The following is a 23,072-nucleotide window of genomic DNA, read 5'->3' on the forward strand; positions in this document are numbered from 1 at the left end:
TGAAAGGATTTAGATTATGATTACAACTAAACAAAGAGCAGAACTCAAAGGTATGGCTTCGCTTATACAGCCTGCTTTTCAGATAGGCAAGGGCGGAGTTAATGACGCTCAGGTGGCACAGATAGACGATTATCTGAGAGTTCACGAGCTTGTAAAAATAAAGGTGCTTGACAACTCAATGTACACCGCAAGGGAAGCCGCAGAGGAGATTGCTGAAAAGATATCTGCTGAAGTCGTTCAGGTAATAGGCTCAAAGGCGGTACTTTATAAACGCAATGATAAGCAGCCTGTTATAAAATTAAAGTCAAAGTAATGAAAATAGGTGTTTTCGGCGGCACGTTCAATCCTGTTCACTTAGGGCATTTATATTGCCTTAAAAGCGTAGCGGAGCAGGCGGGTCTTGACAAGATGATCGTCATGCCTGACAGAATACCTCCACATAAGCAAGCGGAGGACTTAGCTTCCTCTGAGGATAGGTTGAATATGTGCAGACTTGCTTTTGCAGATATACCATGTGTGGAAATATCCGATTGGGAACTTAAGCAAGAGGGCAAAAGCTATTCAGTGATAACACTCAGACATCTAAAAGAGATATATCCACATGATAAGCTGTTTTTTATAATGGGCAGCGATATGTTGCTTTCATTTGAAGAATGGTATCAGTATAAGGAGATATTATCACTTTCGGCACTTATCTGCGTTGCACGCTCGCATGAGGACATTGACCACATAGAGGTGAAAGCCAAACAGCTCAAAGCCGAGGGTGGAGAGATAATCATAGTAAAAACTGACCCATTTGAGGTGTCTTCAACTGAGATACGTCAAATGCTCAAAAAAAATGTTGATTGCTCTTGCTATTTGAGTGAAAATGTTGTACAATATATAGTGGACAAAAATTTGTATAACCGAGGTTTTCTAAGTGGCAGATAAAAAAACAATAGGCATTTATAAAGCATACCTAAAAGAACATTTATCAAAAAAGAGATACACACACTCTATGAACGTGGCAAATTCCGCTGTGGAGCTTGCAAAAAGATATGGTGCTGACGCAGACAAGGCTTATGTTGCAGGACTTTTGCATGATGTTGCAAAAGAGATACCAGCATTGGAGCTTGCGGCTATAGTTTCTAAATCTTCACTTGATGTGTGCGATATAGAGAAAAAGGCTGTTCCGCTGTTTCACGGTATTGCAGGGGCAGAGCTTGTGCAGACGCTTTTTGATATTCATGATCCTGAGATAATCTCAGCTATACGCTATCATACAGTTGCCTGTGGCAATATGCCCAAGCTTAGCCAGATAGTATATCTTGCAGACCTTATTTCTGCGGACAGGGATTATAAAGATGTAAAGAAAATGAGAAAGTATGCCGAACAAAGCTTGGAGAAAGCAATGTTTGAGGCTTTGAAATTCTCAATAAAAGACTCAGTGGAAAAGGGTAATACTATCCCTGTTTCCACACTTGAAGCATATAATGATTTTGCCGATAATTCAAAATAAAGGAGATTTTTATGGATAATATTTCACAGAATGAAAAGCTGTCAACTATTGTTAAAGCTCTTGATTCAAAAAGAGCAGAGGACATCAGGATAATAGAGATCGGTGACCTGACTATAGTTGCGGATTATTTTGTTATAGCAAATGGTACTTCAAGCACTCAGACAAAGGCCCTTGCGGAGGAAGTTGAGTTCAAAATGAGCCAGCTTGGCATTGAACCTAACAGAACAGAGGGCTATCAGGGTGCAACTTGGGTCGTACTTGATTACGGTGATATCATAGTTCATGTTTTCTATAAGGAAACAAGAGATCATTACAATCTTGAAAGACTATGGTCTGACGGCAAGGATATCGACGTAAAGCAGTTCTTACCAGACGAGCCACAGGATTAATTTTGACAATTATAATTTAACAAAGGATTGATAAAGATGAAAGAATACAATTTTTCGGCCATAGAAAGCAAATGGCAGAAATACTGGGACGAGCATAAGACCTTTGAGGCAAGCAATGACTTCTCAAAGAAGAAGTTCTACGGACTTGTAGAGTTCCCATATCCGTCAGGTCATGGAATGCATGTTGGACACATCAAGGCTTATTCTGGTCTAGAAGTTGTAAGCCGTAAAAGACGTATGCAGGGCTATAATGTTCTTTTTCCTATAGGCTTTGACGCTTACGGTCTGCCTACAGAGAACACAGCTATCAAAACAGGTGTTCACCCAAGAAAGGTAACAGACGACAATATCAAGAAGTTCACGGGGCAGCTCAAAAGAGTAGGTTTTTCATTCGACTGGTCAAGAGTTATTGATACGACCGACGAAAACTACTATAAGTGGACACAGTGGATATTCCTTAAAATGTTTGAGAATGGTCTTGTATTCAGAGATAAGACCCTTGTAAATTATTGCCCAAGCTGTAAGGTCGTTCTTTCAAATGAGGATTCACAGGGCGGTCATTGCGATGTTTGCCATAGCGAGATAGTTCAGAAAACTAAAGAAGTATGGTATCTGAGGATCACAGAATACGCCGACAAGCTTCTTCAGGGACTTGAAGAAGTTGACTATCTGCCTAATATCAAACTCCAGCAGCAGAATTGGATAGGAAAATCAACAGGTGCATTTGTAAACTTCAAGATCAAAGAGCAGGACGAGCAGCTCAAGATCTACACTACACGTCCTGACACACTTTACGGCGTTACATTCATGGTAATCGCTCCTGAACATCCTATTATCCAGAAATACAGAAATAGTATTGCAAACATTGCTGACCTTGACGCTTATAAGACAGAGTGTGCAAAGAAGAGCGAATTTGAGAGAACTCAGCTCGTTAAGGATAAAACAGGCGTTAAGATAGACGGTCTGACAGCTATCAATCCTATCACAGGCAAAGAGATACCTATCTACATCTCAGACTATGTTATGATGGGATACGGCACAGGCGCTATCATGGCTGTGCCTGCTCACGATACAAGGGACTATGATTTTGCAAAGAAGTTCGGCATTGACATAATCGAAGTCATCAAGGGCGGCGACATTTCTAAGGAAGCCTACACAGGCGACGGCGAAATGGTCAACTCAGGTGAGCTTAACGGCATAACAAACAAGAAAGAAGCTATCGAAAAGATGCTTACTGTTCTTGAAAAACTGGGCTGCGGTGAAAAGGGCGTTCAGTATAAGATGAAAGACTGGGCTTTCAATCGTCAGAGATATTGGGGCGAGCCTATCCCGATAGTACATTGCCCTCACTGCGGAATGGTCGCTGTGCCATATGATGAGCTTCCACTTAAATTGCCACCGGTAGAGAACTTTGAGCCTGGTACAGACGGCGAAAGCCCTCTGGCTAAGATAGACTCTTTCGTACACTGCAAATGTCCTAAGTGTGGCTGTGACGCAAAGAGAGAAACAGATACAATGCCACAGTGGGCTGGTTCTTCGTGGTACTTCCTGCGTTATTGCGATCCTAACAACAATGATGAGTTTGCTTCACAGGAAGCACTGAAATATTGGATGCCTGTTGATTGGTATAACGGTGGTATGGAGCACGTTACACGTCATATGATCTATTCACGTTTCTGGCACAAGTTCCTCTACGACCTCGGTCTTGTACCAACTTCAGAGCCTTATGCAAAGAGAACAGCTCAGGGTCTTATCCTTGGACCTGACGGTGAGAAGATGAGTAAGTCAAGAGGAAACGTTGTTGACCCTAACGATGTTGTTGACGAATACGGTGCAGATGTTCTCAGACTTTATGTTCTGTTCATGGGTGACTATGAAAAGGCAGCTCCATGGAGCGAGAGCAGTGTTAAGGGCTGTAAGAGATTTGTGGACAGAATTTGGGCTTTGCAGGATAAGGTAGTTGACAGCGACGAGTACAGCGACAAGCTGAGATCGCTCATGCACAAGACTATCAAGAAGGTATCCGATGATATTGAGTCAATGAAGTTCAATACTGCTATTGCCGCAATGATGACGCTTCTTAATGAGATATATAATGTTGGCTCTATCACAAAGAAAGAGTTCAGAGATCTTCTTATCATACTCAATCCTTTTGCACCTCATGTTACAGAAGAACTTTATCAGATGATCGGTTGCGAGGGAGTTCTTGACGAGCAGGAGTGGGTAACATATGATGAAGCACTCTGCAAGGACGATACTATCGAGATCGTTTGTCAGATAAACGGCAAGGTAAAATCCAAGCTCACAATACCTACAGACGCAGCTAAGGACGACGTTATCGCACTTGCTAAGGCTGACGAAGCTATCGTTAAGGCAACGGAAGGCAAAAATATAGTCAAGGAAATCTATGTTCCTAACAAGCTTGTAAATCTGGTTGTAAAGTAAGCGAAAATTTCCTCAGAAAATTCAAAAAAAGAGCCAGAAAGCTATTGACTTTTTGGTGGAAATATAGTATAATTAAATTTGTAATTATATCGGTTTTATAAATTCCGCAGATTAAAGACAGAGCGGTCCGAAAGAGTAGGACTGGGGGAACGTAAAGCGTTTCAGTTTGCTTTTGCAGACACCTTCACTATCACCGTTGATTTTCGGAAATTCCGATAGAATTGCCTCTGTCACAGGTGGCAAAGGGAGGGAATAATTTTGGCAGAAATCCGTGTTGGAAAGAACGAAACTTTGGATACAGCACTTAAGCGTTTCAAGAGATCATGTGCAAGAGACGGCGTTATCGCAGAGGTTCGTAAAAGAGAACACTACGAAAAGCCTTCGGTAAAGCGTAAGAAGAAGTCCGAAGCTGCTCGTAAGCGTAAATACTAATATGTAATTAAAGGCGGGCATTTTTATGTCCGCTTTTTATTTTATACTACAGGAGTTTTTTTATGTTCAAACCAACTTATGTTTTTGACAAGGTAGGAGAGATAACCCCCGATTTTCTTGCTAAAAAGCATATCAAGGGGCTGCTCCTCGATCTTGATAATACGCTGACAACACATAACAATCCCGTTCCCCCGCAGTCGAGTCTTGATTGGCTTGCTAAGATGAAAGCGGCAGGGATAAAGCTTATGATCGTTTCAAACAATCATGCTCCAAGGGTAAAGCCTTTTGCAGAGCAGTTGGAGCTTGACTTTGTACCTGAAGGCAAAAAACCGCTGACCTTTGGATATACCAAAGCTATAGCTAAGCTGGGTCTTAATAAGAAAAATGTTGCGGCTGTGGGTGATCAGATATTCACTGACGTGCTTGGCTCAAATCTGAAAGGTATACGCTCAATATTCGTGTTCCCAATAAAGCCTGAAACGAGCTTGCCATTTCGATTTAAAAGAGCTTGTGAAAAGCCGTTTTTACCAAAGCTCAAATAGCATAAAACGAAAGGAATGATACTAATGTCGGCAAAATTCGGACCTGCGGGAAACAGCGAGGCTTTTTCCATTAAATATAAAACAACACTTCAAGCTCCGGGATATCTCGAAGCAATGGGGCTTGACCACTATGAATATCAGTGTGGCAGGGGAGTTAAGGTCTCCGATAAAATAGCTTTTGCCTTGAAAGATAAGGCTAAAGAGCATAATATCACGCTTTCGCTCCATGCGCCGTATTTTATTTCGCTTTCAAGCCTTGAAGCTGAAAAGCGTGACAACAGCATAAATTATATTCTGCAATCCTGTGACGCTGCAAGTAGAATGGGTGCTGATAGAATAGTTATCCATTCAGGAAGCTGTGCGAAAATAAGCAGAGAGGACGCTTTGGAACTTGCTAAAGATACTCTCACAAGGGCTAGAAAAGCAGCCGTTGAGCAGGGCTTTGAGCATATCGTTTTTTGCCCTGAAACTATGGGTAAGGTAAATCAGCTTGGTAACTTAACAGAAGTGTTGGAGCTTTGCAAGCTTGATGATACGTTCCTGCCGACAATAGATTTCGGACATCTCAACGCAAGAGAGTTCGGCTATATAAAAGGTAAGGCAGAGTATGAGAAAATGCTTGATGAAGTGGAAAATGCTATCGGTCACGACAGGCTGAAAATATTCCACAGCCATTTTTCTAAGATAATGTTTACAAATCCAGGTGGCGAGAAAAAGCACCTGACTTTTGACGATAATCAAGGCTTTGGACCTGACTATGAGCCGCTTATGGAGATAGTCGCAAAGAAAGATCTTTCGCCTATATTCGTCTGTGAAAGTGCAGGCACTCAGGACAAAGACGCACTGACAATGAAGAATTATTATTTGTCGGTGAAATAAAGATAGGAGAGTATTTATATGAAAAAAATACTTGTTATACATGGTCCTAACCTTAATCTTCTGGGCGAGCGTGAGCCTGGAGTTTACGGTACAGATACATTCGAGAGCATAAACAACGAGATAATCGAGCATGCAATGAAATATGAGTTTCACTGCGACGTTTATCAGTCAAACCATGAGGGTGAAATAATCGACAAGCTTCACCTTGCTAGAAAAAATTATGACGGCGTTATACTTAACGCAGGCGCTTATACACACTATAGCTATGCTATCAGAGACGCTATCGCCGCAATAAAGATACCTGTCGTTGAGGTACATCTGAGCAATATACACTCCCGTGACGAATTCAGACACACTTCTGTTATCGCACCTGTATGCGTGGGTCAGATAAGCGGGTTCGGAAAGTATTCATACTACATGGCTGTTGACGCTTTGTATTACAAATGGAAAAATGAAAGCGGTGCAGACAATGACTGATCTTGAAAAACTTTGTTCACGAGTAACAGAAGCGGCAGATTGTGCTGTTATCACTGACGATGTGAACAGAAGATATTTCACTGCAATGAAATCAAGTGCAGGAACACTAGTGGTTTTTCCGGGAAAAGCGTATTTTATCATAGATTTCAGATATATTGAAAAGGCAAAGAAAACTGTCACAGCTTGCGAGGTCATTTTGCAGGACAAGCTCTATGAGCAGATAAACAGCCTTATTGAAAAGCATGGTGCAAAAACAGTTTCTGTTAATGCCGATACCTGCACACTTTCCGAGCTTATCGCATATCAGCAAAAGCTTAATGCTGAGGTCATCGCAGACACAAAGCTTGCGGAAATAATACGCGAGATCAGAACAGTTAAATCCCAAGAGCAGATAGACAAGATAATCAAAGCACAGCGTATCGCTGAAAAGGGTTTTGCACATATGCTTGACTTTATCAAGGTCGGCAGAACTGAAAAAGAAATTCAGTTGGAGCTTGACTATTATATGCTTAAAAATGGTGCTGAAGCTCTGTCTTTTGACACTATTGCACTTTCAGGCTCTAATACTTCGCTTCCACATGGTGTACCATCTGACAAAAAAGTTGAGAGCGGTGAGTTCGTGCTTATGGATTTCGGAGCAACTTATGATGGCTGGCACAGCGATATGACTAGAACTGTATGCGTAGGCAAACCTAGTGACAAGATGAAGTCTGTATACGAAACTGTTCTTACTGCACAGCTTTCAGCTCTGGACGCAGTAAAGGCAGGTATGTCAGGAAAAGCACTTGACAAAATAGCAAGGGATATCATAACTGAAGCAGGCTATGGAGATAATTTCGGCCATTCTCTCGGACATGGTGTGGGAGTTGAGATACATGAAAGCCCTTATGCTTCGCCTAGCAGGGAAGATATATTGCCTAAAAATTCGATCGTAACAGTAGAGCCAGGTATTTATCTTGAGGGCAAGTTTGGTGTGAGAATAGAAGATTTTGTTGTTGTTACAGAAAACGGCTGTATCAATATGACAAAAGCCCCTAAAGAGCTTATTTGCTTGTAACTTTTTTTGATTTTTTGGTAAAAAAGTTTTCAAAAGCTATTGCAATAAACAAATAAATATGGTAAAATAAATATAGAGGTATGCGGACATTTTGAACTGTGTACACATTAATTAAGAATGTTTATGGAGGTACTAAATAATGGTAACTGCTGGTGATTTCAGAAACGGCGTGACTTTTGAAGAGGACGGCAACGTAATGCAGATCGTTGAGTTTCAGCACGTTAAACCTGGTAAGGGTGCAGCGTTCGTCAGAGCAAAGGTTAGAAATGTAATTTCAGGTTCTGTTGTTGAAAAGACATACAATCCAACAGCTAAATTCCCAACAGCATATGTTGAGAGAAAGGATATGGAGTATTCTTACAATGACGGTGATCTTTATTATTTCATGGATCCAGAGAGCTATGAGCTTGTTCCAGTAAACAAGGCTGAGCTTTCAGATAACTTTAAGTTCGTAAAGGAAAACATGGTATGTAAGATCCTTTCTTACAAGGGTACAGTATTCGGCGTAGAGCCTCCATACTTTGTTGATCTTGAAGTAACAGAGACAGAGCCTGGTATCAAGGGCGATACAGCTACAAATGCTACAAAGCCTGCAACAGTTGAAACTGGTGCTGAGATCAGAGTTCCTCTGTTCATCAACACAGGCGACAGAATAAGAATCGATACTCGTACATGTGAGTACATGGAAAGAGCATAAGTTTTAGCCTTTACGGTTTTTTAGAAACGGAGGGAATATTATGGAGCTGTCAAAGAAGGTTGCATATTTAAAGGGACTTATGGAAGGTCTTAAGATTGACGATTCCACAAACGAGGGAAAGATATTGACAATTATGGCTGATATTCTTGATGAGATGTCTGCTACAGTTGAAGATATCGCTGAAGAAGTTGACGAAACAGTTGAGCTTGTTGATACTCTTGACGAGGATCTCGGCGAGATAGAAGAGCTTATTTACGGCGACGATGATGACGATGACGACTGTGATTGTGACGACGATTGCTGCTGTGATGACGAATATGACGATGATGAGGACGCTATGTATGAGTGTGTGTGCCCTAACTGCGGTGACACAATAATGCTCGGCGAGAACATTATCGCTGACGGTTCTATTGACTGTCCAAACTGCGGAGAGAGCCTTGAGTTTGATTTCTCAGAAATTGAGGACGAGGACAACGAGGATTGATCTCATAAAAAGTGTTCAGCAAAATTTAATAATGTGTTTCAGGGGTGGTGAAATTCCACACCGGAGGTGATCGAATAGTATTCGTAAGTCCTCGACCGCAGAAATGCGCTGATTCGGTGAAAATCCGAAACCGACGGTAAAGTCCGGATGGAAGAAACGACAGATCAATAACGCATAAATAGCACCCTGATTTTATTTTCAGGGTGCTTTTGCTTTTGCTGCTGTTTCTCCCGATAATTTTATTATTTGGAGGAATTAAAATGACAAGTGATAACACTATGCCAAGAAATAAAACTTTTACAACAAGAAAAATGGTAACGGTGGCAATGCTCAGCGCCATAGCTACTGTAATATATTACCTTGATTTCCCTGTGCCACTTATGCCAGGATTTATCAAGCTTGACCTTTCAAACGTTATATCCCTGCTGGCAGGTTTCTCAATGGGACCTATTGCAGGCGTGATCGTTTGCCTTATCAAGAACGTTATCCAGTTGATTATAAAGGGACTAGGCACAACAATGGGTATCGGCAACATCTTTGACTTTGTAACAAGCGCAGCTTTTGTGCTGACGGCTTCTGTTATATACCACAAGAAAAAAACCAGAAAGAATGCTATCATAAGCTGTATCATTGGCACTTTGGTTTTCACAGTAATAAGCTTGCCGTTGAATTATTTTATCGTTTATCCTATATACTTTAAAGCATTCGGCGGAGAAGCTGCTATACTCGGTATGTACCAGCAAATAATGGGTAGCGTAAAGAATATTTTCTCTGCACTGTGTATTTTCAATCTGCCTTTTACTTTTGTGAAGGGTATTATTTGTGCATTGGTCACAATTCTTATTTATAAGCCTTTGTCGCCTATTCTTAAAGGCAAAGACTAAAACAAAATTAATGCTGGACACAAAAAAGCCTTGGCAGTCACATTCCTGTCAAGGCTTTGATATTTATTATTTAACTGCTTCAAGAAGATCATTGATCTTGTCTGTCTTTTCCCAAGCTACATCAAGATCCTCACGTCCCATATGACCATAAGCTGCAAGCTGCTTGTACTGTGGCTTTCTAAGGTCAAGGCTCTTGATTATTGCAGCAGGACGAAGGTCAAATACCTTTTCTACAGCTGCCTCTATCTTTTCATCAGAAACCTTTCCTGTGCCGTATGTGTCGACCATGATTGAAACAGGGTGAGCAACACCGATAGCGTACGCAAGCTCAACCTCGCACTTCTTGGCAAGACCTGCTGCAACGATATTCTTTGCAACGTATCTTGCAGCATATGTTGCGCTTCTGTCAACCTTTGTAGGATCTTTTCCAGAGAAAGCACCACCACCATGACGAGCATATCCACCATATGTGTCAACGATTATCTTTCTTCCTGTCAGACCGCTGTCGCCCTGAGGGCCACCGACTACAAATCTTCCTGTTGGGTTTACAAAATAAGTAGTGTTCTCATCAAGAAGTTCAGCAGGGATAACTGTCTTTATAACGTTCTCGATAATATCTTCTCTTATCTGCTCCAGTGTTACAGCGTCATCATGCTGTGAAGAAACTACAACAGCGTCAACTCTTGTTGGCTTGCCATCATCATATTCAACTGTTACCTGAGTTTTTCCGTCCGGTCTGAGATATGGCAAAGTGCCGTTCTTTCTAACTTCTGTAAGTTTAAGAGCAAGCTTGTGAGCAAGTGATATAGGCATTGGCATAAGTTCAGGTGTTTCGTCACAAGCAAAACCGAACATGATACCCTGATCGCCTGCACCTGTATCGAATGCGTTTTCAGCTCTGCCTTCGAGAGCGTTGTCAACACCCATTGCAATATCAGGCGACTGCTTGTCTATAGTTGTGAGAACTGAACAGGTGTGCCCGTCAAAACCGTACTTGGCTCTGTCATAGCCTATACCGACAACTGTATCTCTAACGATCTGTGGTATGTCGATTATAGCCTTTGTTGTTATCTCGCCCATGCACATTACTACACCTGTTGTAGTGACCGTTTCGCAGGCAACTCTTGACATAGGATCTTGCTCTAGCAGAGCGTCAAGTATAGCGTCAGAGATCTGATCGCATATTTTGTCAGGATGTCCCTCAGTAACCGACTCAGATGTAAATAAATACTTTGACATAAAAATACCTCTTTTCTGAATATTTGTTAATCTAAAAACAGCCACAAAAAAAGCGCTTCATTCCGAAACGCTTGAAATTACTCAATTTCCTCATCTTTCGGAAATAACCGCAGGATTTAGCACCTTAACTAACGCTAGGTTGCTGGGCTTCACAGGACCTGTTTCCTCCACCACTCTTGATAAGGCTATTTAATTTTAACAAAATATATTATACACCATATATCGACTATTGTCAACTGTTTTACACATAATTATAGATTATTTTAATGTTTCGTAATAAATCAGCAAATGCTAATATAAGCATTGACTTACTAGGACAAGTTCGTTATAATATAAAAAGAGGTGAGTTTTTTTTGAAAAATGACAATTCAAATATAAGAACATTGTTTCTGACCTTTCTTAAGATAGGCGTTTTTACCTTTGGCGGAGGATATGCAATGATAGCCTTGCTAGAAACAGAATTTTGTGTGCGCAAAAATTGGCTTGATAAAAAAGAATTTCTCGATATGACAGCTATATCAGAGTCCACCCCCGGACCAACTGCTGTAAACAGTGCTACATATATCGGCTACAAAATAGGCGGTGTGCTGGGTGCTATTGCGGCAACTGTCGGTGTGTGCATACCGTCGTTTTTTATAATCTACATAATATCACTTTTCTTTGACAAATTTCTGTCTTTAAAAGTAGTCTACGCTGGATTCCGTGGCATTCAGGTGGGCGTAATATATCTCATACTTACTGCAGGACTAAGAATGTTGAAAGCACTTGATAACACATTGCTTGACAAAATTATAATTCTTGGAGTTTTCATAATGATGATACTTTTCACACTTTTTTCTGTGAAGTTTTCATCAGTATTTTATATTATCATAAGTGGTGCTGTGGGCATTGCCGTGTATCTGATTAAAACCCTCAGAAAGAGAAGTACAATAAAATGATATATCTCAAACTTTTTCTCATTTTTCTGGAAATAGGCGCAGTGTCATTCGGCGGAGGATACGGAATGATATCCATTATCCGTGAAAAAGTTCTTACCTTTGGCTGGCTCAGTGAGGACGAATTTGTGAACTTTATTGCCGTATCTGAGTCCACACCTGGACCACTTGCCGTGAACATGGCGACCTTTGTAGGCTCATCGCAGGCAGGTTTCATAGGCGGATTGATAGCCACTCTTGGCGTTGTGTTGCCTTCGTTCGTGATAATATTCATCATAGCTTCGATCATGAAAGATTTGCTGAAATACTCAGGGGTAAAAGCAATGCTTTCAGGCATTCGTCCTTGCGTTGTTGCAATGATACTCGCCACTGGCATTACAATGGCTTTATCTTCACTGCTAAATATCACCACCATAAATTCAAAGCCTGCTTTTGACTATAAAGCGTTGATAATATTCCTGCTCATAGCCTTGGCAGATGTGCTTCTTTTGAAACTGAAGAAATTCAAGCTCTCACCGATCACAATTATCGTAAGCTCCGCCTTTCTTGGCATAATATTCTATTAAAAAAAGCTGTAACACCGCAAAGTGCTACAGCTTTTAATATTTGTGATATGAAAATTAACCCAGAAGCATTTTAAGTCTCTCGTCAACAGCCTTAAGGAAGTCCACTGTATTTACTTTCTTCTTATTTTCAAGTGTAGAAAGCAGATAAAGATCACCTGTCATAACACCGTCTTCAATAGTTTCGATAGTTGCCTTTTCAAGACAATCAGCAAAGTTCATAAGCTCAGGCAGGTTATCGAGTTCGCCTCTTTTTCTCAGAGCGCCTGTCCATGCGAACAGTGTGGCAACTGAGTTTGTAGAAGTTTCTTCGCCCTTGAGGTGCTTGTAATAGTGTCTTTGAACAGTGCCGTGAGCAGCCTCATATTCATAGATTCCGTCAGGTGAAACAAGAACAGAAGTCATCATAGCCAGTGAGCCATATGCTGTAGCTACCATGTCAGACATTACGTCACCGTCATAGTTCTTGCAAGCCCAGATATAACCGCCGTTTGAACGGATAACTCTCGCAACAGCGTCGTCGATAAGAGTATAGAAATACTCGATACCAGCCGCTTCAAACTTAGCCTTGTACTCGTTGTCGTATATTTCCTGGAAGATATCCTTGAATGTGTGGTCATACTTCTTTGAAATAGTATCCTTTGTAGCAAACCAAACATCCTGCTTCTTATCAAGTGCAAAATTAAAGCAAGCTCTTGCAAATGAAGCGATAGAAGTTGACTTGTTGTGCTGACCCTGAATGATTCCGTCGCACTCAAAGTTGTAAATTGTTTCTCTAGTTTCCTTGCCGTCCTTGTCAGTGCAAACAAGCTCTGCCTTTGAGCCAGCAGGGCATTTCATTTCAACGTTCTTATAAACGTCGCCGTATGCGTGACGAGCGATAGTGATAGGCTTTGTCCATGTAGGAATGTATGGAGTGATACCCTTAACAAGGATAGGAGTTCTGAAAACTGTTCCGTCAAGGATAGCTCTGATAGTGCCGTTAGGGGATTTCCACATTTCCTTGAGGTTGTATTCAGGCATTCTCGCGGCGTTAGGTGTGATAGTTGCACACTTAACGGCAACGCCGTATTTCTTTGTAGCGTTTGCGGAATCAACAGTTACCTGATCGTCGGTCTCATTTCTGTGAACAAGACCAAGATCATAGTATTCTGTTTTAAGGTCAATATATGGAGTAAGAAGAATATCCTTTATATCCTGCCAGATAATTCTGGTCATTTCGTCGCCGTCCATTTCAACGAGCGGTGTTTTCATCTGAATTTTTGCCATTGGTAAGACCTCCTATAAAGTAATAATGGAATATCCGTTGTTTTTAGCTATCGCAGATATCTTTTTGTAAACGTCAAGACTTGCAATGATAAGCTCATAGCTGTCGCTGTCAATATCTATCATACATATGCAAGCACCTTTGAGAGTGCTGTCCTTTGTGCCGAAAAGTTTCGAGAAGATCCCCATAGGGACCTCCATATCAGACTTTATTATTTTGAGAGCTGTTCTCTTGTGTAGTCAAGCAGACCACCTGCAAGGATAATATCCTTTGTTCTGCCTGTAAGCTCGCAGAGAACTGGTATCTCAACACCTGTTGTCTTATTCACAACAGTAAGCTTAGACATATCAGCCTCAACATCTGCACGAACGTCAGCAAGAACGATCTCATCGCCCTGATTTATCTTGTCATAGTCAGCTTCATTTACAAATGTGAGCGGAAGTATACCTGCGTTGATAAGATTAGCTCTGTGTATTCTTGCAAAGCTCTTAACAAGAACAGCCTTTATGCCAAGATAGAGAGGAGCAAGTGCTGCGTGTTCTCTTGATGAGCCCTGACCGTAGTTTGAGCCGCCAACGATTATTGACTTGCCCATGTTCTTTGCACGTCTTGGGAAGTCCTCATCACATACTGTAAAGCAATGCTGTGAAATAGCAGGGATATTTGAACGCAATGGAAGTATCTTCGCACCGGCAGGCATGATGTGGTCTGTTGTGATATTGTCACCCACCTTAAGTGATACCTGACAATCAATGCTGTCATCAAGCGGTGAAGTCTGTGGGAAAGGCTTGATATTTGGTCCTCTAAGAACCTCAACGCTGTCCATATCAGCCTCGTCAGCTGGCGGAACAACCATATTGTCGTTTATCTTGAAATGTTCAGGAAGCTTGAACTCAGGCATATCTCCAAGTGTTCTTGGGTCAGTGAGGTAGCCTGTGAGAGCTGAAACAGCAGCCATTTCAGGTGATACCAGATAGATCTGACCATCCTTTGTGCCTGAACGTCCCTCGAAGTTTCTGTTGAATGTTCTAAGTGAAACACCCTTTGAGTTAGGTGACTGACCCATACCGATACATGGGCCGCAAGCGGATTCAAGTATTCTTGCGCCTGCTGCTATCATATCAGCAAGTGCGCCGTTCTCAGCGATCATGTTAAGTACCTGCTTTGAGCCTGGAGCGATTGCAAGTGAAACGCTAGGGTCAACTGTCTTGCCCTTAAGAATGTGAGCTACTTTCATCATGTCAACATAAGAAGAGTTTGTGCATGAGCCGATACAAACCTGATCTATCTTAAGCTTTCCGATCTCATTTACGCTCTTAACGTTGTCAGGAGAATGAGGACAGGCAGCCAGTGGTACGAGCTGTGAAAGATCGATATCTATCTGTTCGTCATAAACAGCGTCATCATCAGCCTTTAGCTCGCTCCATACGTCAGCTCTGTCCTGAGCCTTCAGAAATGCAAGTGTTGTTTCGTCAGAAGGAAAGATAGATGTAGTTGCACCAAGCTCAGCACCCATATTTGTGATAGTTGCTCTCTCAGGGACTGTAAGTGTCTTTACGCCCTCGCCGCAGTATTCTATAACTTTGCCTACGCCGCCCTTTACAGACATTCTTCTGAGAACTTCAAGGATAACGTCCTTAGCTGATACCCATGGAGAAAGCTTGCCTGTGAGATTTACCTTTACTATCTTAGGATATGTGATGTAATAAGCACCACCACCCATTGCAACTGCAACATCAAGTCCACCTGCACCTATAGCGATCATTCCGATACCACCGCCTGTTGGAGTGTGGCTGTCAGAACCTATAAGGGTCTTACCTGGTATACCGAAACGCTCAAGATGTACCTGATGACAGATACCGTTTCCGGGACGTGAAAAATAAATGCCGTGCTTCTTGCAGACAGAACCGATAAATCTGTGGTCGTCGGCATTCTCAAAGCCTGACTGAAGCGTGTTGTGGTCGATATAAGCTACAGACTTTTCCGTTCTGACACGAGGAACGCCCATTGCCTCATATTCAAGATAAGCCATTGTACCTGTTGCGTCCTGAGTAAGCGTCTGGTCGATACGGATACCGATCTCCTGACCCTTAACAAATTCGCCGTCAACAAGATGTGCTTTAAGTATTTTTTCTGTTAAAGTAAGTCCCATTGTAACAACAATCCTTTCAAAAATAACTGATATTAATATTTTATAACAAATTGCGATTTTTGTCAAGGTAAATATAAACATTTGCTTGATTTTATAGCGTTTTAGTGCATATTTTTGCATGGTATACGTCAATTTACTGTATAAATTTTCATTTCTTACGATATCATTACTTGACACGGCAAAGCGTATATTATATAATAGTTGTGTTATCAGAGAAAACAAGGCGGTGAAAAGCATGAAAGCAAAAACTGTTTTGATATTATTATCGGCGGTGATACTATGTCTGACAGGCTGTACAGAGTCACAAAAGCCCACAACAGTTGTGGATAATTCCTTTGCCGTGACTACGTCATCAAGTGCTGACAGCGAAAGCGGCAATGATAAATACTATGACAGCACGCCTATATCTCATGCTTATCTCTCAGGCAATACAGCAAATCTTGATGATAAACAGCTTGAAATATACAACAAAGCCGTTTCAGCCATTGAAAAACTTATTACCCTTGACATGAACGATTACGAAAAAGAGCTTGCGGTACATGATTATATAGTCGGCTGTGCAAGCTATGACGAAGCACATCTCAATGCGCTTGGTATTGGCCTGCCAAACTCTGATAATCCATATGGCTGTCTTATAAACGGAAAAGCAATATGCTCAGGCTATTCCACAACGTTTCAGCTTTTTATGGATATGCTGGAAATACCCTGCAAGACCATATACGCCACAGATTTTGAGGGCGACGATCACTCATGGAACATAGTTCAGATAGGCGGTAGCTGGTATTATGTTGACGTTTGCTGGGACGACCCTATCCCTGACTTTACGGATAGACCAGTAAGGCACAAGTATTTTAACGTCTCAAAAGAATACATGAAAACAAAACACGTCTGGGACGATACAGAGCTTCCTGATACAGATAGTACAAAGTTCAGCTATATTACGCAGACAGTTACGCATATAAACTCAGTAAATGAGATAGAGAGCCTTATGGAAAAGGCTTTGGATAATATGCAGGACAGCGTGGCGGTAACGTCAGATATGAGCGATTTCCAATTCAGTGAAACTGACCAGATAGACACGAACTTCAATGAGAGAAATATCAAAGGGCTTAGCAAAGTTTTTGACAGCTTCTGCGAAAAGCATACAGATTATGACGTTTACTGTCAGCGTGTGCAAAATGGCAATGACATAGTTTTAGTGATATACATGAGAAAATTTGAATAGGAGAGCGGCATGAAATTCAGACCTTGCATAGATATCCATAACGGTAATGTAAAACAGATAGTGGGCGGAAGTCTTTCAGATAAAAATAATTTTGCAGTGGATAACTTCGTTTCAGAATATGACGGCGCTTATTATGGCAAGCTTTATAAGTCATACGGACTGACAGGAGGACATATCATTATACTGAACCCTGTCGGCAGCGAATTTTACAACGCAGACCTCGAACAAGCCTACAGTGCATTATCCGCATTTGAGGGCGGATTGCAGATAGGCGGCGGAATAAATGACGAAAACGCCGCACATTTTCTTGACAAGGGTGCAAGTCACGTTATCGTAACAAGCTTTGTTTTCAAAAACGGTGTTGTTAATTTCGATAATCTGAACAGACTGGTGAAGTCCGTTGGCAAAAGCAGACTTGTGCTAGATCTTTCCTGTCGAAAAAAAGATGGAAAGTATTATGTGGTGACAGACCGCTGGCAGAAGTTCACTGACATCGAAATGAACAGCCAGACCCTAGAAATGTTCTCAGAATACTGCGATGAGTTTCTTATACATGCCGTTGACACAGAGGGCAAAGCAAAGGGCATTGAGCCGCAGATAGCAAAGATAATGGGAGAATACTGCACCATTCCATCGACCTATGCCGGAGGAATTTCGTCATTTGACGACCTCGATACGCTAAAAAAACTCGGAAAAGGGAAGATAGACTTCACTATTGGCTCTGCCCTTGACATTTTCGGTGGAAATATGAACTTTGAAAAAGTCGCTGCCTACGGCAAATAGCCACGCCTTATGCAATAAACACAATATTTATAGCTGTTTGCTGCATATTTTGGCACAAAAAAGATTTGCAATTTAAGTCTAAATATGTTATAATATTATGATACTAATTCAGAAAGGACGAATTTTTATGTCTAAGATCCGAGTTGCCGTTATTTTCGGCGGAAAATCAAACGAGCACGACGTATCTGTTGTTTCTGCAACTCACGTTATAAAGAGTATACCAAAGGACAAATATGATGTTATTTGTATCGGAATAACAAAAAAAGGTCACTGGATGAAATATATAGGAGATGTTGACGATATTGCGTCAAACAAATGGGAACAGCACCCTGATAATGTTCCATGCGTTCTCAGCCCTGACCCTCTTCACAAGGGCTTTATCGCTCTTGGCGAAAACGGCGAATATCAGAATGTAAAAGTTGACGTTATTTTCCCAGTCCTTCACGGAAAGAACGGTGAAGACGGCACTATTCAGGGGCTTTTTCAGCTTGCTGAGATACCATTTGTAGGCTGTGACTGCATATCCTCTGCAAACTGCATGGATAAGGGACTTACACACACTGTTCTTGACGCAAACGGCATAAAGACAGCAAAGTGGGTAGGCATTATAACCTCAGAGCTTTCACATCTTGACAAAAAGTGTGACGAAATGGAAAGCAAGCTTGGCTATCCTATGTTCGTCAAGCCTGCAAACTGCGGTTCTTCAGTAGGAGTTTCAAAGGCTAAAAACAGAGACGAGCTTAAATCTGCTATCAAGCTTGCATTTGCTCATGACAGCAAGGTCATTGTAGAAGAAACTATAGTTGGCATGGAGTGCGAGTGTGCAGTAATGGGCAATGACGAGCCTTTTGCTTCAACTGTCGGTGAAGTATGCTCCGCAAATGACGAGTTTTACGATTTTGACGCAAAATATAATGACGCCGCTTCCAAAACGCTTATCCCTGCAAGAATGAGCGAGGAGAGCATTGAAGAAATAAGAAAGACGGCTGTCAAGGCATACAGAGCAATGGGCTGCAGCGGACTTTCAAGAGTAGACTTCTTCCTTATGAAAGACGGCACTGTTATTCTTAACGAGATAAATACTCTCCCAGGTCACACGCCTATAAGTATGTATCCACAGCTTATGCAGTACGAGGGAATGACCCCTGCACAGCAGGAAGATAAGCTTATCAAACTGGCACTTGATAAGGCGGAGGTTGATTATGAATAACGCCGCCATTGGAGTTTTCGACTCAGGAGTTGGCGGGCTTACCTGTGTGAAGGAGCTTATAAAGCTTCTGCCAAATGAAAATATCGTTTATCTTGGCGACACGGCAAGAGTGCCATACGGCTCAAAAAGCAGAGAGACTATAATGAGCTATGCCAGACAGGATATAGAGTTTCTTAAACAGCATAACGTTAAAATGATACTCGTTGCTTGCGGTACAGTTTCTTCTGTATTGCCTGCAATGGATATAAAGTCAGATATCTCCATAAGCGGAGTTGTTGAGCCTGCTGTAAAGGCTGCCTGCTCTGCTACAAAGAATAACAGGATAGGCGTTATAGCCACAAGTGCGACCATAAAGAGCGGCATTTACGGCAAAGCTATAAGAAGCATTAACCCTAACATTAAGGTGGTCGGCAAGGCTTGTCCTATGTTCGTGCCACTGGTAGAGAATGGCTATACTGCCCCTGATTGCGTGCCTGCAAGGTATATCGCACAGGAGTATCTTGAAATAATGAAAAAAGAAGACGTTGATACGCTTATTCTCGGCTGTACTCACTATCCACACCTCACTGAACTAATTTCAGATATAATGGGCGAGGGTGTAACACTTGTTTCATCAGGTGCAGAACTTGCGAAATATGCACTCAACTCCCTTTCATACAGCGATGATACGGCTGAAAGAGAAGAGCGTGAGAGCCTTGAGCTTTACTGTACCGACAGCGTTGAGCTGTTTTCTGAGAATGTTGAACGCTTTCTCGGAAACAATATCAATGCACAAATATCAAAATGCAGCCTAAAGCTGTAAACTGGAGGATTTTATTTGACCAGCAAGGAAGTATCAATAAAACTTGTTAGCCGTCAAAGCGACGGTAATACCAAAGAAGAAACAGAGCTTATCTCAGCAGGACTTTATGAAGCAACCGAAAAAGGATATCGCATATCGTATGAGGAGTCTGAGGCAACAGGATTTGAAGGAAGTGTTACAACGTTAGAAACCGAAGGCTGCCGCAAGGTGACTATGAACAGAACCGGAACGGTTGAAGCGAATCTTGTTGTTGATATAGGCGAAAAGCAGCATTGCGTTTATGGCACTCCATACGGTGATTTTATGATAGGCATAACCGCTAAAACCATAAGATCAGATCTTGACGAAAACGGTGGAATGCTTTTCTTTCACTATGTTTTAGATGTCAATTCAAGCTATATCGGTGATTTTGAGATAGCTATAGAAGTAAAAGCGGCAAATGTTGTCGCATAATTATATTTGGAAGGACGGAAAAATAATATGACTAATCTCATAAGCGACGCATTTATTCAGGCTAAGGAGCTTGTAATGAAGGCTATGGGCGAGCTTGTTGCAGACGGAACTTTTCCAGCAGAGCCTGTTCCTGCATTTAATACGGAGATACCTGCCGACTCAAAAAACGGTGACGTTTCCACTAATGCCGCAATGGTATGTGCAAGACCTTTCAGAAACAATCCAAGAAAAATAGCAGAAGCTATCGTATCAAAGATAGACCTTAACGGCTCATACTTTGCAAGATGTGAAGTGGCAGGTCCTGGGTTCATCAACTTTTTCTATTCTACTGAATGGTATGCAACTGTAGTTGCCACTGTTTTGGAGCAGAAAGAGAAATACGGTGAAACTGACCTTGGCGCAGGGAAGAGCGTTCTCGTGGAATTTGTTTCTGCAAATCCAACAGGTCCTATGCACATAGGCAATGCAAGAGGCGGAGCTATAGGTGATTGTCTTGCGTCTGTTCTTGAAAAGGCAGGCTATGAGGTAGCAAGAGAGTTCTATATCAATGACGCAGGCAATCAGATAGAGAAGTTCAAGACTTCACTTGAAGTTAGATATCTTCAGATATACAAGCCTGAAACTGAGCTTCCTGAGGACGCTTATCAGGGTCAGGATATAATCGACCATGCAAACGCATTCAATGAGATATACGGCGACAAGTATGTGAATGCTGACAGTGAGGAACGCCGTCAGGCACTTTGCGATTTTGCACTTCCTAAGAATATTCAGAAGCTTCACGACGACCTTGGCAAATACAGAATACAGTATGACAAGTGGTTCAATGAAAGCACACTTCATAAGGATGGCTCAGTTCAGAGAGTTATCGATCAGCTCAAAGCAAGCGGTCATACCTATGAAAAAGACGGTGCCCTTTGGTTTAAAACAACAGAGTTCGGTGACGAAAAGGATAGAGTTCTCGTTCGTGAAAATGGTGTGCCAACATATCTTGTGCCTGATATCGCATATCACTACAACAAGCTTGCAGTAAGAAAGTTTGACAAGGCAGTGGATATTTTCGGTGCGGACCACCACGGATATATAGCTCGTATTAAAGCTTCTATGACAGCACTTGGCGTTGACGCTGACAGACTTGACATTGTTATCATGCAAATGGTAAACCTTGTCCGTAACGGTGAAAAGTATAAGCTTTCCAAGCGTTCAGGCAAAGCTATCACTCTGTCAACTCTTCTTGACGAAATACCGATAGACGCAGCAAGATTTTTCTTCAATCTCCGTGAGCCTAATTCTCATTTTGATTTTGACCTTGACCTTGCTGTATCTCAGACAAGCCAGAATCCAGTTTACTATGTACAGTATGCACACGCAAGAATTTGCTCTGTCCTTAAAAAGATGAACGAAGAGGGCATTGAAGTTAAGAGCCTCGACAAGGCGGCTCTCAGCGTCCTCACAGCGCCTGAGGAGCAGGAGATGATAAAACACCTTGCTACTCTGCCAAACGTTATAAACGAGGCTGCAAAGGCTTATGACCCAGCTAAGGTAACAAAGTATGTTATAGACCTTGCTACAATGTATCACAAGTTCTATAACAACTGCCGTATCATGGGAGAAAACGAGAGCGTTATGCAGGCAAGACTTTCACTTTCACTTGCAGTTAAGCAGGTAATAAAGAATATTCTTGATATGCTCAAGATAACTTGCCCAGAGTCTATGTAATAAAATATCAGACCCGACCGTGGAAAACTCTACGATCGGGTCTTTTGTTATTTCTGGGTATTTCTTATGTAGTGGAATAGGTATTGCTGTGCAATGCCCTCGACACCCTTCACACAAGAGGGAAGTCCGTTCGGATACCACTGTGCAAGCACTCGCTTCACCCACACGTCTTTTGGGAAAGCGTCCGTTTTGTAAAAGCCGAAAAGCAGTGTACAATCAGCAACTTTCGGACCAACACCCTTGATCTTCATAAGCTCGTTTCGTGCATCGTCAAGGGGCATTTCTTTTATCTTTTGGTAGTCTATCTCACCGCTCAAAATCTTTTCAATGGCGTCAACAAGATATTTTGCTCTGAACCCTGAACGCAGATACGCAAGGCTGTCTATAGTTTCATCTGCCATATCTTCAGCAGAAGGGTAGCCGCTATAATGTTCACACAAACGTCCTATAATGCCCTTTATCCTTGGGATATTGTTATTCTGACTTATTATAAAGGAAGATAACGCCTCCCAACTGTCCTGCCTGAGTATTCTTATGCCGCCTGCAAATGAGCAGGCTTTTGACAGAGTTTCGTTCTCAGAGAAGCGGCGTTTAAGCTCCCCATAATCAGTATTCAGGTCAAAATAATCGATCCAAATGTTTTCAAAGTTCTGCACAGTAGTGTCATGAAGCCTAAACACGCCATTTTCGGGTTCCTCGCTTATGGTAAGTTTGTTGTTAAGGAAAGCTCCGCTGTAAGTTTTTTTATCTATCTTCTCCCAGCGAAAAGCCTGTCCGCAATCAAGTGTGTCATCTAGTCCAAAATCAGGCTGTTTCAGCAAAATGTCACTGCCGCTTTGTGTATAATCCATAAAATTCAGCTCCTATTTATTATAAAATCATCGAATCTACTTGCAAAATTCTACAAAAAATATTATACTATAAATATGAGTATTTTTCAAGC

General features: G+C 41.7%; 26 protein-coding genes and 2 riboswitches. Of the genes, 21 read left to right on the forward strand and 5 right to left on the reverse strand.

Features of this window, described 5'->3' with window-relative positions; genetic code table 11:
• Window positions 1-16 precede the first annotated feature (16 nt).
• From OCV57_RS02665 to OCV57_RS02725, 13 genes are all read left to right on the forward strand, one after another.
• On the forward strand, window positions 17-313 hold the full coding sequence (locus OCV57_RS02665; protein WP_267300391.1) for a YhbY family RNA-binding protein: 297 nt from the start codon (window positions 17-19) through the stop codon (window positions 311-313).
• Window positions 313-930: a nicotinate (nicotinamide) nucleotide adenylyltransferase gene (gene nadD / locus OCV57_RS02670; RefSeq protein ID WP_117958195.1), complete on the forward strand. Its 618-nt coding sequence runs from the start codon at window positions 313-315 to the stop codon at window positions 928-930. Before OCV57_RS02665 ends, nadD begins: the two co-directional genes overlap by 1 nt.
• Window positions 920-1,498 (forward strand): bis(5'-nucleosyl)-tetraphosphatase (symmetrical) YqeK, encoded by a 579-nt coding sequence (gene yqeK / locus OCV57_RS02675; protein ID WP_046439317.1) that lies wholly within the window; start codon window positions 920-922, stop codon window positions 1,496-1,498. Before nadD ends, yqeK begins: the two co-directional genes overlap by 11 nt.
• A gap of 11 nt (window positions 1,499-1,509) precedes the next feature.
• Window positions 1,510-1,887, forward strand: coding sequence for a ribosome silencing factor (gene rsfS / locus OCV57_RS02680; protein ID WP_117857270.1), 378 nt, complete (start codon window positions 1,510-1,512; stop codon window positions 1,885-1,887).
• 36 nt (window positions 1,888-1,923) lie between these two features.
• Window positions 1,924-4,332: a leucine--tRNA ligase gene (leuS, locus tag OCV57_RS02685; RefSeq protein WP_022286884.1), complete on the forward strand. Its 2,409-nt coding sequence runs from the start codon at window positions 1,924-1,926 to the stop codon at window positions 4,330-4,332.
• Window positions 4,333-4,590: 258 nt separating this feature from the next.
• Entirely contained in the window at window positions 4,591-4,764 is a 174-nt protein-coding gene (rpsU, locus tag OCV57_RS02690) for a 30S ribosomal protein S21 (protein WP_002847085.1), read from the forward strand.
• Between the two features lie 62 nt (window positions 4,765-4,826).
• Complete coding sequence (locus OCV57_RS02695; protein ID WP_022286885.1) at window positions 4,827-5,306, forward strand: YqeG family HAD IIIA-type phosphatase; 480 nt, start codon at window positions 4,827-4,829, stop codon at window positions 5,304-5,306.
• A gap of 24 nt (window positions 5,307-5,330) precedes the next feature.
• Complete coding sequence (locus OCV57_RS02700; RefSeq protein WP_046439326.1) at window positions 5,331-6,185, forward strand: TIM barrel protein; 855 nt, start codon at window positions 5,331-5,333, stop codon at window positions 6,183-6,185.
• A gap of 18 nt (window positions 6,186-6,203) precedes the next feature.
• Window positions 6,204-6,662 (forward strand): type II 3-dehydroquinate dehydratase, encoded by a 459-nt coding sequence (gene aroQ / locus OCV57_RS02705; RefSeq protein WP_022286887.1) that lies wholly within the window; start codon window positions 6,204-6,206, stop codon window positions 6,660-6,662.
• On the forward strand, window positions 6,655-7,719 hold the full coding sequence (locus OCV57_RS02710) for an aminopeptidase P family protein (protein ID WP_267300392.1): 1,065 nt from the start codon (window positions 6,655-6,657) through the stop codon (window positions 7,717-7,719). The genes aroQ and OCV57_RS02710 overlap by 8 nt, the downstream gene beginning before the upstream one ends.
• 139 nt (window positions 7,720-7,858) lie before the next feature.
• Window positions 7,859-8,416 carry an elongation factor P gene (gene efp / locus OCV57_RS02715; RefSeq protein WP_022286889.1) on the forward strand — a complete coding sequence of 186 codons (558 nt, stop codon included), beginning with the start codon at window positions 7,859-7,861 and terminating at the stop codon, window positions 8,414-8,416.
• 40 nt (window positions 8,417-8,456) lie between these two features.
• Window positions 8,457-8,900 (forward strand): CD1247 N-terminal domain-containing protein, encoded by a 444-nt coding sequence (locus OCV57_RS02720; RefSeq protein WP_038671973.1) that lies wholly within the window; start codon window positions 8,457-8,459, stop codon window positions 8,898-8,900.
• A gap of 30 nt (window positions 8,901-8,930) precedes the next feature.
• A riboswitch (FMN riboswitch) is annotated at window positions 8,931-9,063 on the forward strand.
• 97 nt (window positions 9,064-9,160) lie between these two features.
• Window positions 9,161-9,784, forward strand: coding sequence for an ECF transporter S component (locus OCV57_RS02725; protein ID WP_022286891.1), 624 nt, complete (start codon window positions 9,161-9,163; stop codon window positions 9,782-9,784).
• Window positions 9,785-9,850: 66 nt separating this feature from the next.
• On the opposite strand, the gene metK is transcribed toward OCV57_RS02725, so the two are convergent.
• Window positions 9,851-11,023 (reverse strand): methionine adenosyltransferase, encoded by a 1,173-nt coding sequence (gene metK / locus OCV57_RS02730; protein ID WP_038671975.1) that lies wholly within the window; start codon window positions 11,021-11,023, stop codon window positions 9,851-9,853.
• A gap of 87 nt (window positions 11,024-11,110) precedes the next feature.
• Window positions 11,111-11,209: riboswitch (SAM riboswitch) on the reverse strand.
• Window positions 11,210-11,376: 167 nt separating this feature from the next.
• On the opposite strand from metK, the gene OCV57_RS02735 reads away from it, so the two are divergent.
• Together OCV57_RS02735 and OCV57_RS02740 are read left to right on the forward strand one after the other, a co-directional pair.
• Entirely contained in the window at window positions 11,377-11,961 is a 585-nt protein-coding gene (locus tag OCV57_RS02735) for a chromate transporter (protein WP_081855986.1), read from the forward strand.
• The gene (locus OCV57_RS02740; RefSeq protein ID WP_022286894.1) at window positions 11,958-12,524 is read left to right on the forward strand and encodes a chromate transporter; all 567 of its coding nucleotides are present in this window, start codon (window positions 11,958-11,960) and stop codon (window positions 12,522-12,524) included. The genes OCV57_RS02735 and OCV57_RS02740 overlap by 4 nt, the downstream gene beginning before the upstream one ends.
• 54 nt (window positions 12,525-12,578) lie before the next feature.
• On the opposite strand, the gene OCV57_RS02745 is transcribed toward OCV57_RS02740, so the two are convergent.
• Genes OCV57_RS02745 through OCV57_RS02755 form a run of 3 tightly spaced genes read right to left on the reverse strand, consistent with a single transcriptional unit; the run spans window position 12,579 to window position 15,940 of the window.
• Window positions 12,579-13,790, reverse strand: coding sequence for an NADP-dependent isocitrate dehydrogenase (locus OCV57_RS02745; protein WP_138337618.1), 1,212 nt, complete (start codon window positions 13,788-13,790; stop codon window positions 12,579-12,581).
• 12 nt (window positions 13,791-13,802) lie between these two features.
• On the reverse strand, window positions 13,803-13,976 hold the full coding sequence (locus OCV57_RS02750) for a DUF6630 family protein (protein ID WP_181982845.1): 174 nt from the start codon (window positions 13,974-13,976) through the stop codon (window positions 13,803-13,805).
• 23 nt (window positions 13,977-13,999) lie between these two features.
• Window positions 14,000-15,940 carry an aconitate hydratase gene (locus OCV57_RS02755; RefSeq protein ID WP_022286896.1) on the reverse strand — a complete coding sequence of 647 codons (1,941 nt, stop codon included), beginning with the start codon at window positions 15,938-15,940 and terminating at the stop codon, window positions 14,000-14,002.
• A 235-nt stretch (window positions 15,941-16,175) separates the two neighbouring features.
• Between OCV57_RS02755 and OCV57_RS02760 the strand changes: the two genes are divergently transcribed.
• From OCV57_RS02760 to argS, 6 genes are all read left to right on the forward strand, one after another.
• Window positions 16,176-17,165 (forward strand): transglutaminase domain-containing protein, encoded by a 990-nt coding sequence (locus tag OCV57_RS02760; RefSeq protein WP_267300393.1) that lies wholly within the window; start codon window positions 16,176-16,178, stop codon window positions 17,163-17,165.
• Window positions 17,166-17,174: 9 nt separating this feature from the next.
• A complete protein-coding gene (gene hisA / locus OCV57_RS02765) occupies window positions 17,175-17,948 on the forward strand; it encodes a phosphoribosylformimino-5-aminoimidazole carboxamide ribotide isomerase (protein WP_267300394.1) in 774 nt (257 codons plus the stop codon).
• A 127-nt stretch (window positions 17,949-18,075) separates the two neighbouring features.
• Entirely contained in the window at window positions 18,076-19,158 is a 1,083-nt protein-coding gene (locus tag OCV57_RS02770; protein WP_022286899.1) for a D-alanine--D-alanine ligase family protein, read from the forward strand.
• The gene (gene murI, locus OCV57_RS02775; protein ID WP_022286900.1) at window positions 19,151-19,960 is read left to right on the forward strand and encodes a glutamate racemase; all 810 of its coding nucleotides are present in this window, start codon (window positions 19,151-19,153) and stop codon (window positions 19,958-19,960) included. The genes OCV57_RS02770 and murI overlap by 8 nt, the downstream gene beginning before the upstream one ends.
• A gap of 15 nt (window positions 19,961-19,975) precedes the next feature.
• Complete coding sequence (locus tag OCV57_RS02780) at window positions 19,976-20,413, forward strand: YwiB family protein (protein ID WP_022286901.1); 438 nt, start codon at window positions 19,976-19,978, stop codon at window positions 20,411-20,413.
• Between the two features lie 27 nt (window positions 20,414-20,440).
• Window positions 20,441-22,129, forward strand: coding sequence for an arginine--tRNA ligase (argS, locus tag OCV57_RS02785; RefSeq protein WP_267300395.1), 1,689 nt, complete (start codon window positions 20,441-20,443; stop codon window positions 22,127-22,129).
• 47 nt (window positions 22,130-22,176) lie between these two features.
• Here argS and OCV57_RS02790 read toward each other — a convergent pair whose 3' ends face one another.
• On the reverse strand, window positions 22,177-22,980 hold the full coding sequence (locus OCV57_RS02790) for a DNA-3-methyladenine glycosylase family protein (protein ID WP_117923643.1): 804 nt from the start codon (window positions 22,978-22,980) through the stop codon (window positions 22,177-22,179).
• Window positions 22,981-23,072 lie beyond the last annotated feature (92 nt).

This window comes from Hominimerdicola aceti (assembly GCF_025567495.1).
GTDB classification, from domain to species: domain Bacteria; phylum Bacillota; class Clostridia; order Oscillospirales; family Ruminococcaceae; genus Hominimerdicola; species Hominimerdicola aceti.

What these genes read in the sequence shown, in the direction of transcription:
- OCV57_RS02700 (WP_046439326.1), top strand. Translation starts at nt 5,331, where the DNA reads ATGTCGGCAAAATTCGGACCTGCGGGAAACAGCGAGGCTTTTTCCATT.
- OCV57_RS02790 (WP_117923643.1), bottom strand. Translation starts at nt 22,980, where the DNA reads ATGGATTATACACAAAGCGGCAGTGACATTTTGCTGAAACAGCCTGAT.
- nadD (WP_117958195.1), top strand. Translation starts at nt 313, where the DNA reads ATGAAAATAGGTGTTTTCGGCGGCACGTTCAATCCTGTTCACTTAGGG.
- OCV57_RS02710 (WP_267300392.1), top strand. Translation starts at nt 6,655, where the DNA reads ATGACTGATCTTGAAAAACTTTGTTCACGAGTAACAGAAGCGGCAGAT.
- OCV57_RS02750 (WP_181982845.1), bottom strand. Translation starts at nt 13,976, where the DNA reads ATGGGGATCTTCTCGAAACTTTTCGGCACAAAGGACAGCACTCTCAAA.
- OCV57_RS02760 (WP_267300393.1), top strand. Translation starts at nt 16,176, where the DNA reads ATGAAAGCAAAAACTGTTTTGATATTATTATCGGCGGTGATACTATGT.
- argS (WP_267300395.1), top strand. Translation starts at nt 20,441, where the DNA reads ATGACTAATCTCATAAGCGACGCATTTATTCAGGCTAAGGAGCTTGTA.
- aroQ (WP_022286887.1), top strand. Translation starts at nt 6,204, where the DNA reads ATGAAAAAAATACTTGTTATACATGGTCCTAACCTTAATCTTCTGGGC.
- hisA (WP_267300394.1), top strand. Translation starts at nt 17,175, where the DNA reads ATGAAATTCAGACCTTGCATAGATATCCATAACGGTAATGTAAAACAG.
- OCV57_RS02770 (WP_022286899.1), top strand. Translation starts at nt 18,076, where the DNA reads ATGTCTAAGATCCGAGTTGCCGTTATTTTCGGCGGAAAATCAAACGAG.
- OCV57_RS02745 (WP_138337618.1), bottom strand. Translation starts at nt 13,790, where the DNA reads ATGGCAAAAATTCAGATGAAAACACCGCTCGTTGAAATGGACGGCGAC.
- OCV57_RS02720 (WP_038671973.1), top strand. Translation starts at nt 8,457, where the DNA reads ATGGAGCTGTCAAAGAAGGTTGCATATTTAAAGGGACTTATGGAAGGT.
- OCV57_RS02665 (WP_267300391.1), top strand. Translation starts at nt 17, where the DNA reads ATGATTACAACTAAACAAAGAGCAGAACTCAAAGGTATGGCTTCGCTT.
- leuS (WP_022286884.1), top strand. Translation starts at nt 1,924, where the DNA reads ATGAAAGAATACAATTTTTCGGCCATAGAAAGCAAATGGCAGAAATAC.
- OCV57_RS02740 (WP_022286894.1), top strand. Translation starts at nt 11,958, where the DNA reads ATGATATATCTCAAACTTTTTCTCATTTTTCTGGAAATAGGCGCAGTG.
- metK (WP_038671975.1), bottom strand. Translation starts at nt 11,023, where the DNA reads ATGTCAAAGTATTTATTTACATCTGAGTCGGTTACTGAGGGACATCCT.
- OCV57_RS02695 (WP_022286885.1), top strand. Translation starts at nt 4,827, where the DNA reads ATGTTCAAACCAACTTATGTTTTTGACAAGGTAGGAGAGATAACCCCC.
- efp (WP_022286889.1), top strand. Translation starts at nt 7,859, where the DNA reads ATGGTAACTGCTGGTGATTTCAGAAACGGCGTGACTTTTGAAGAGGAC.
- OCV57_RS02725 (WP_022286891.1), top strand. Translation starts at nt 9,161, where the DNA reads ATGACAAGTGATAACACTATGCCAAGAAATAAAACTTTTACAACAAGA.
- rsfS (WP_117857270.1), top strand. Translation starts at nt 1,510, where the DNA reads ATGGATAATATTTCACAGAATGAAAAGCTGTCAACTATTGTTAAAGCT.
- OCV57_RS02755 (WP_022286896.1), bottom strand. Translation starts at nt 15,940, where the DNA reads ATGGGACTTACTTTAACAGAAAAAATACTTAAAGCACATCTTGTTGAC.
- murI (WP_022286900.1), top strand. Translation starts at nt 19,151, where the DNA reads ATGAATAACGCCGCCATTGGAGTTTTCGACTCAGGAGTTGGCGGGCTT.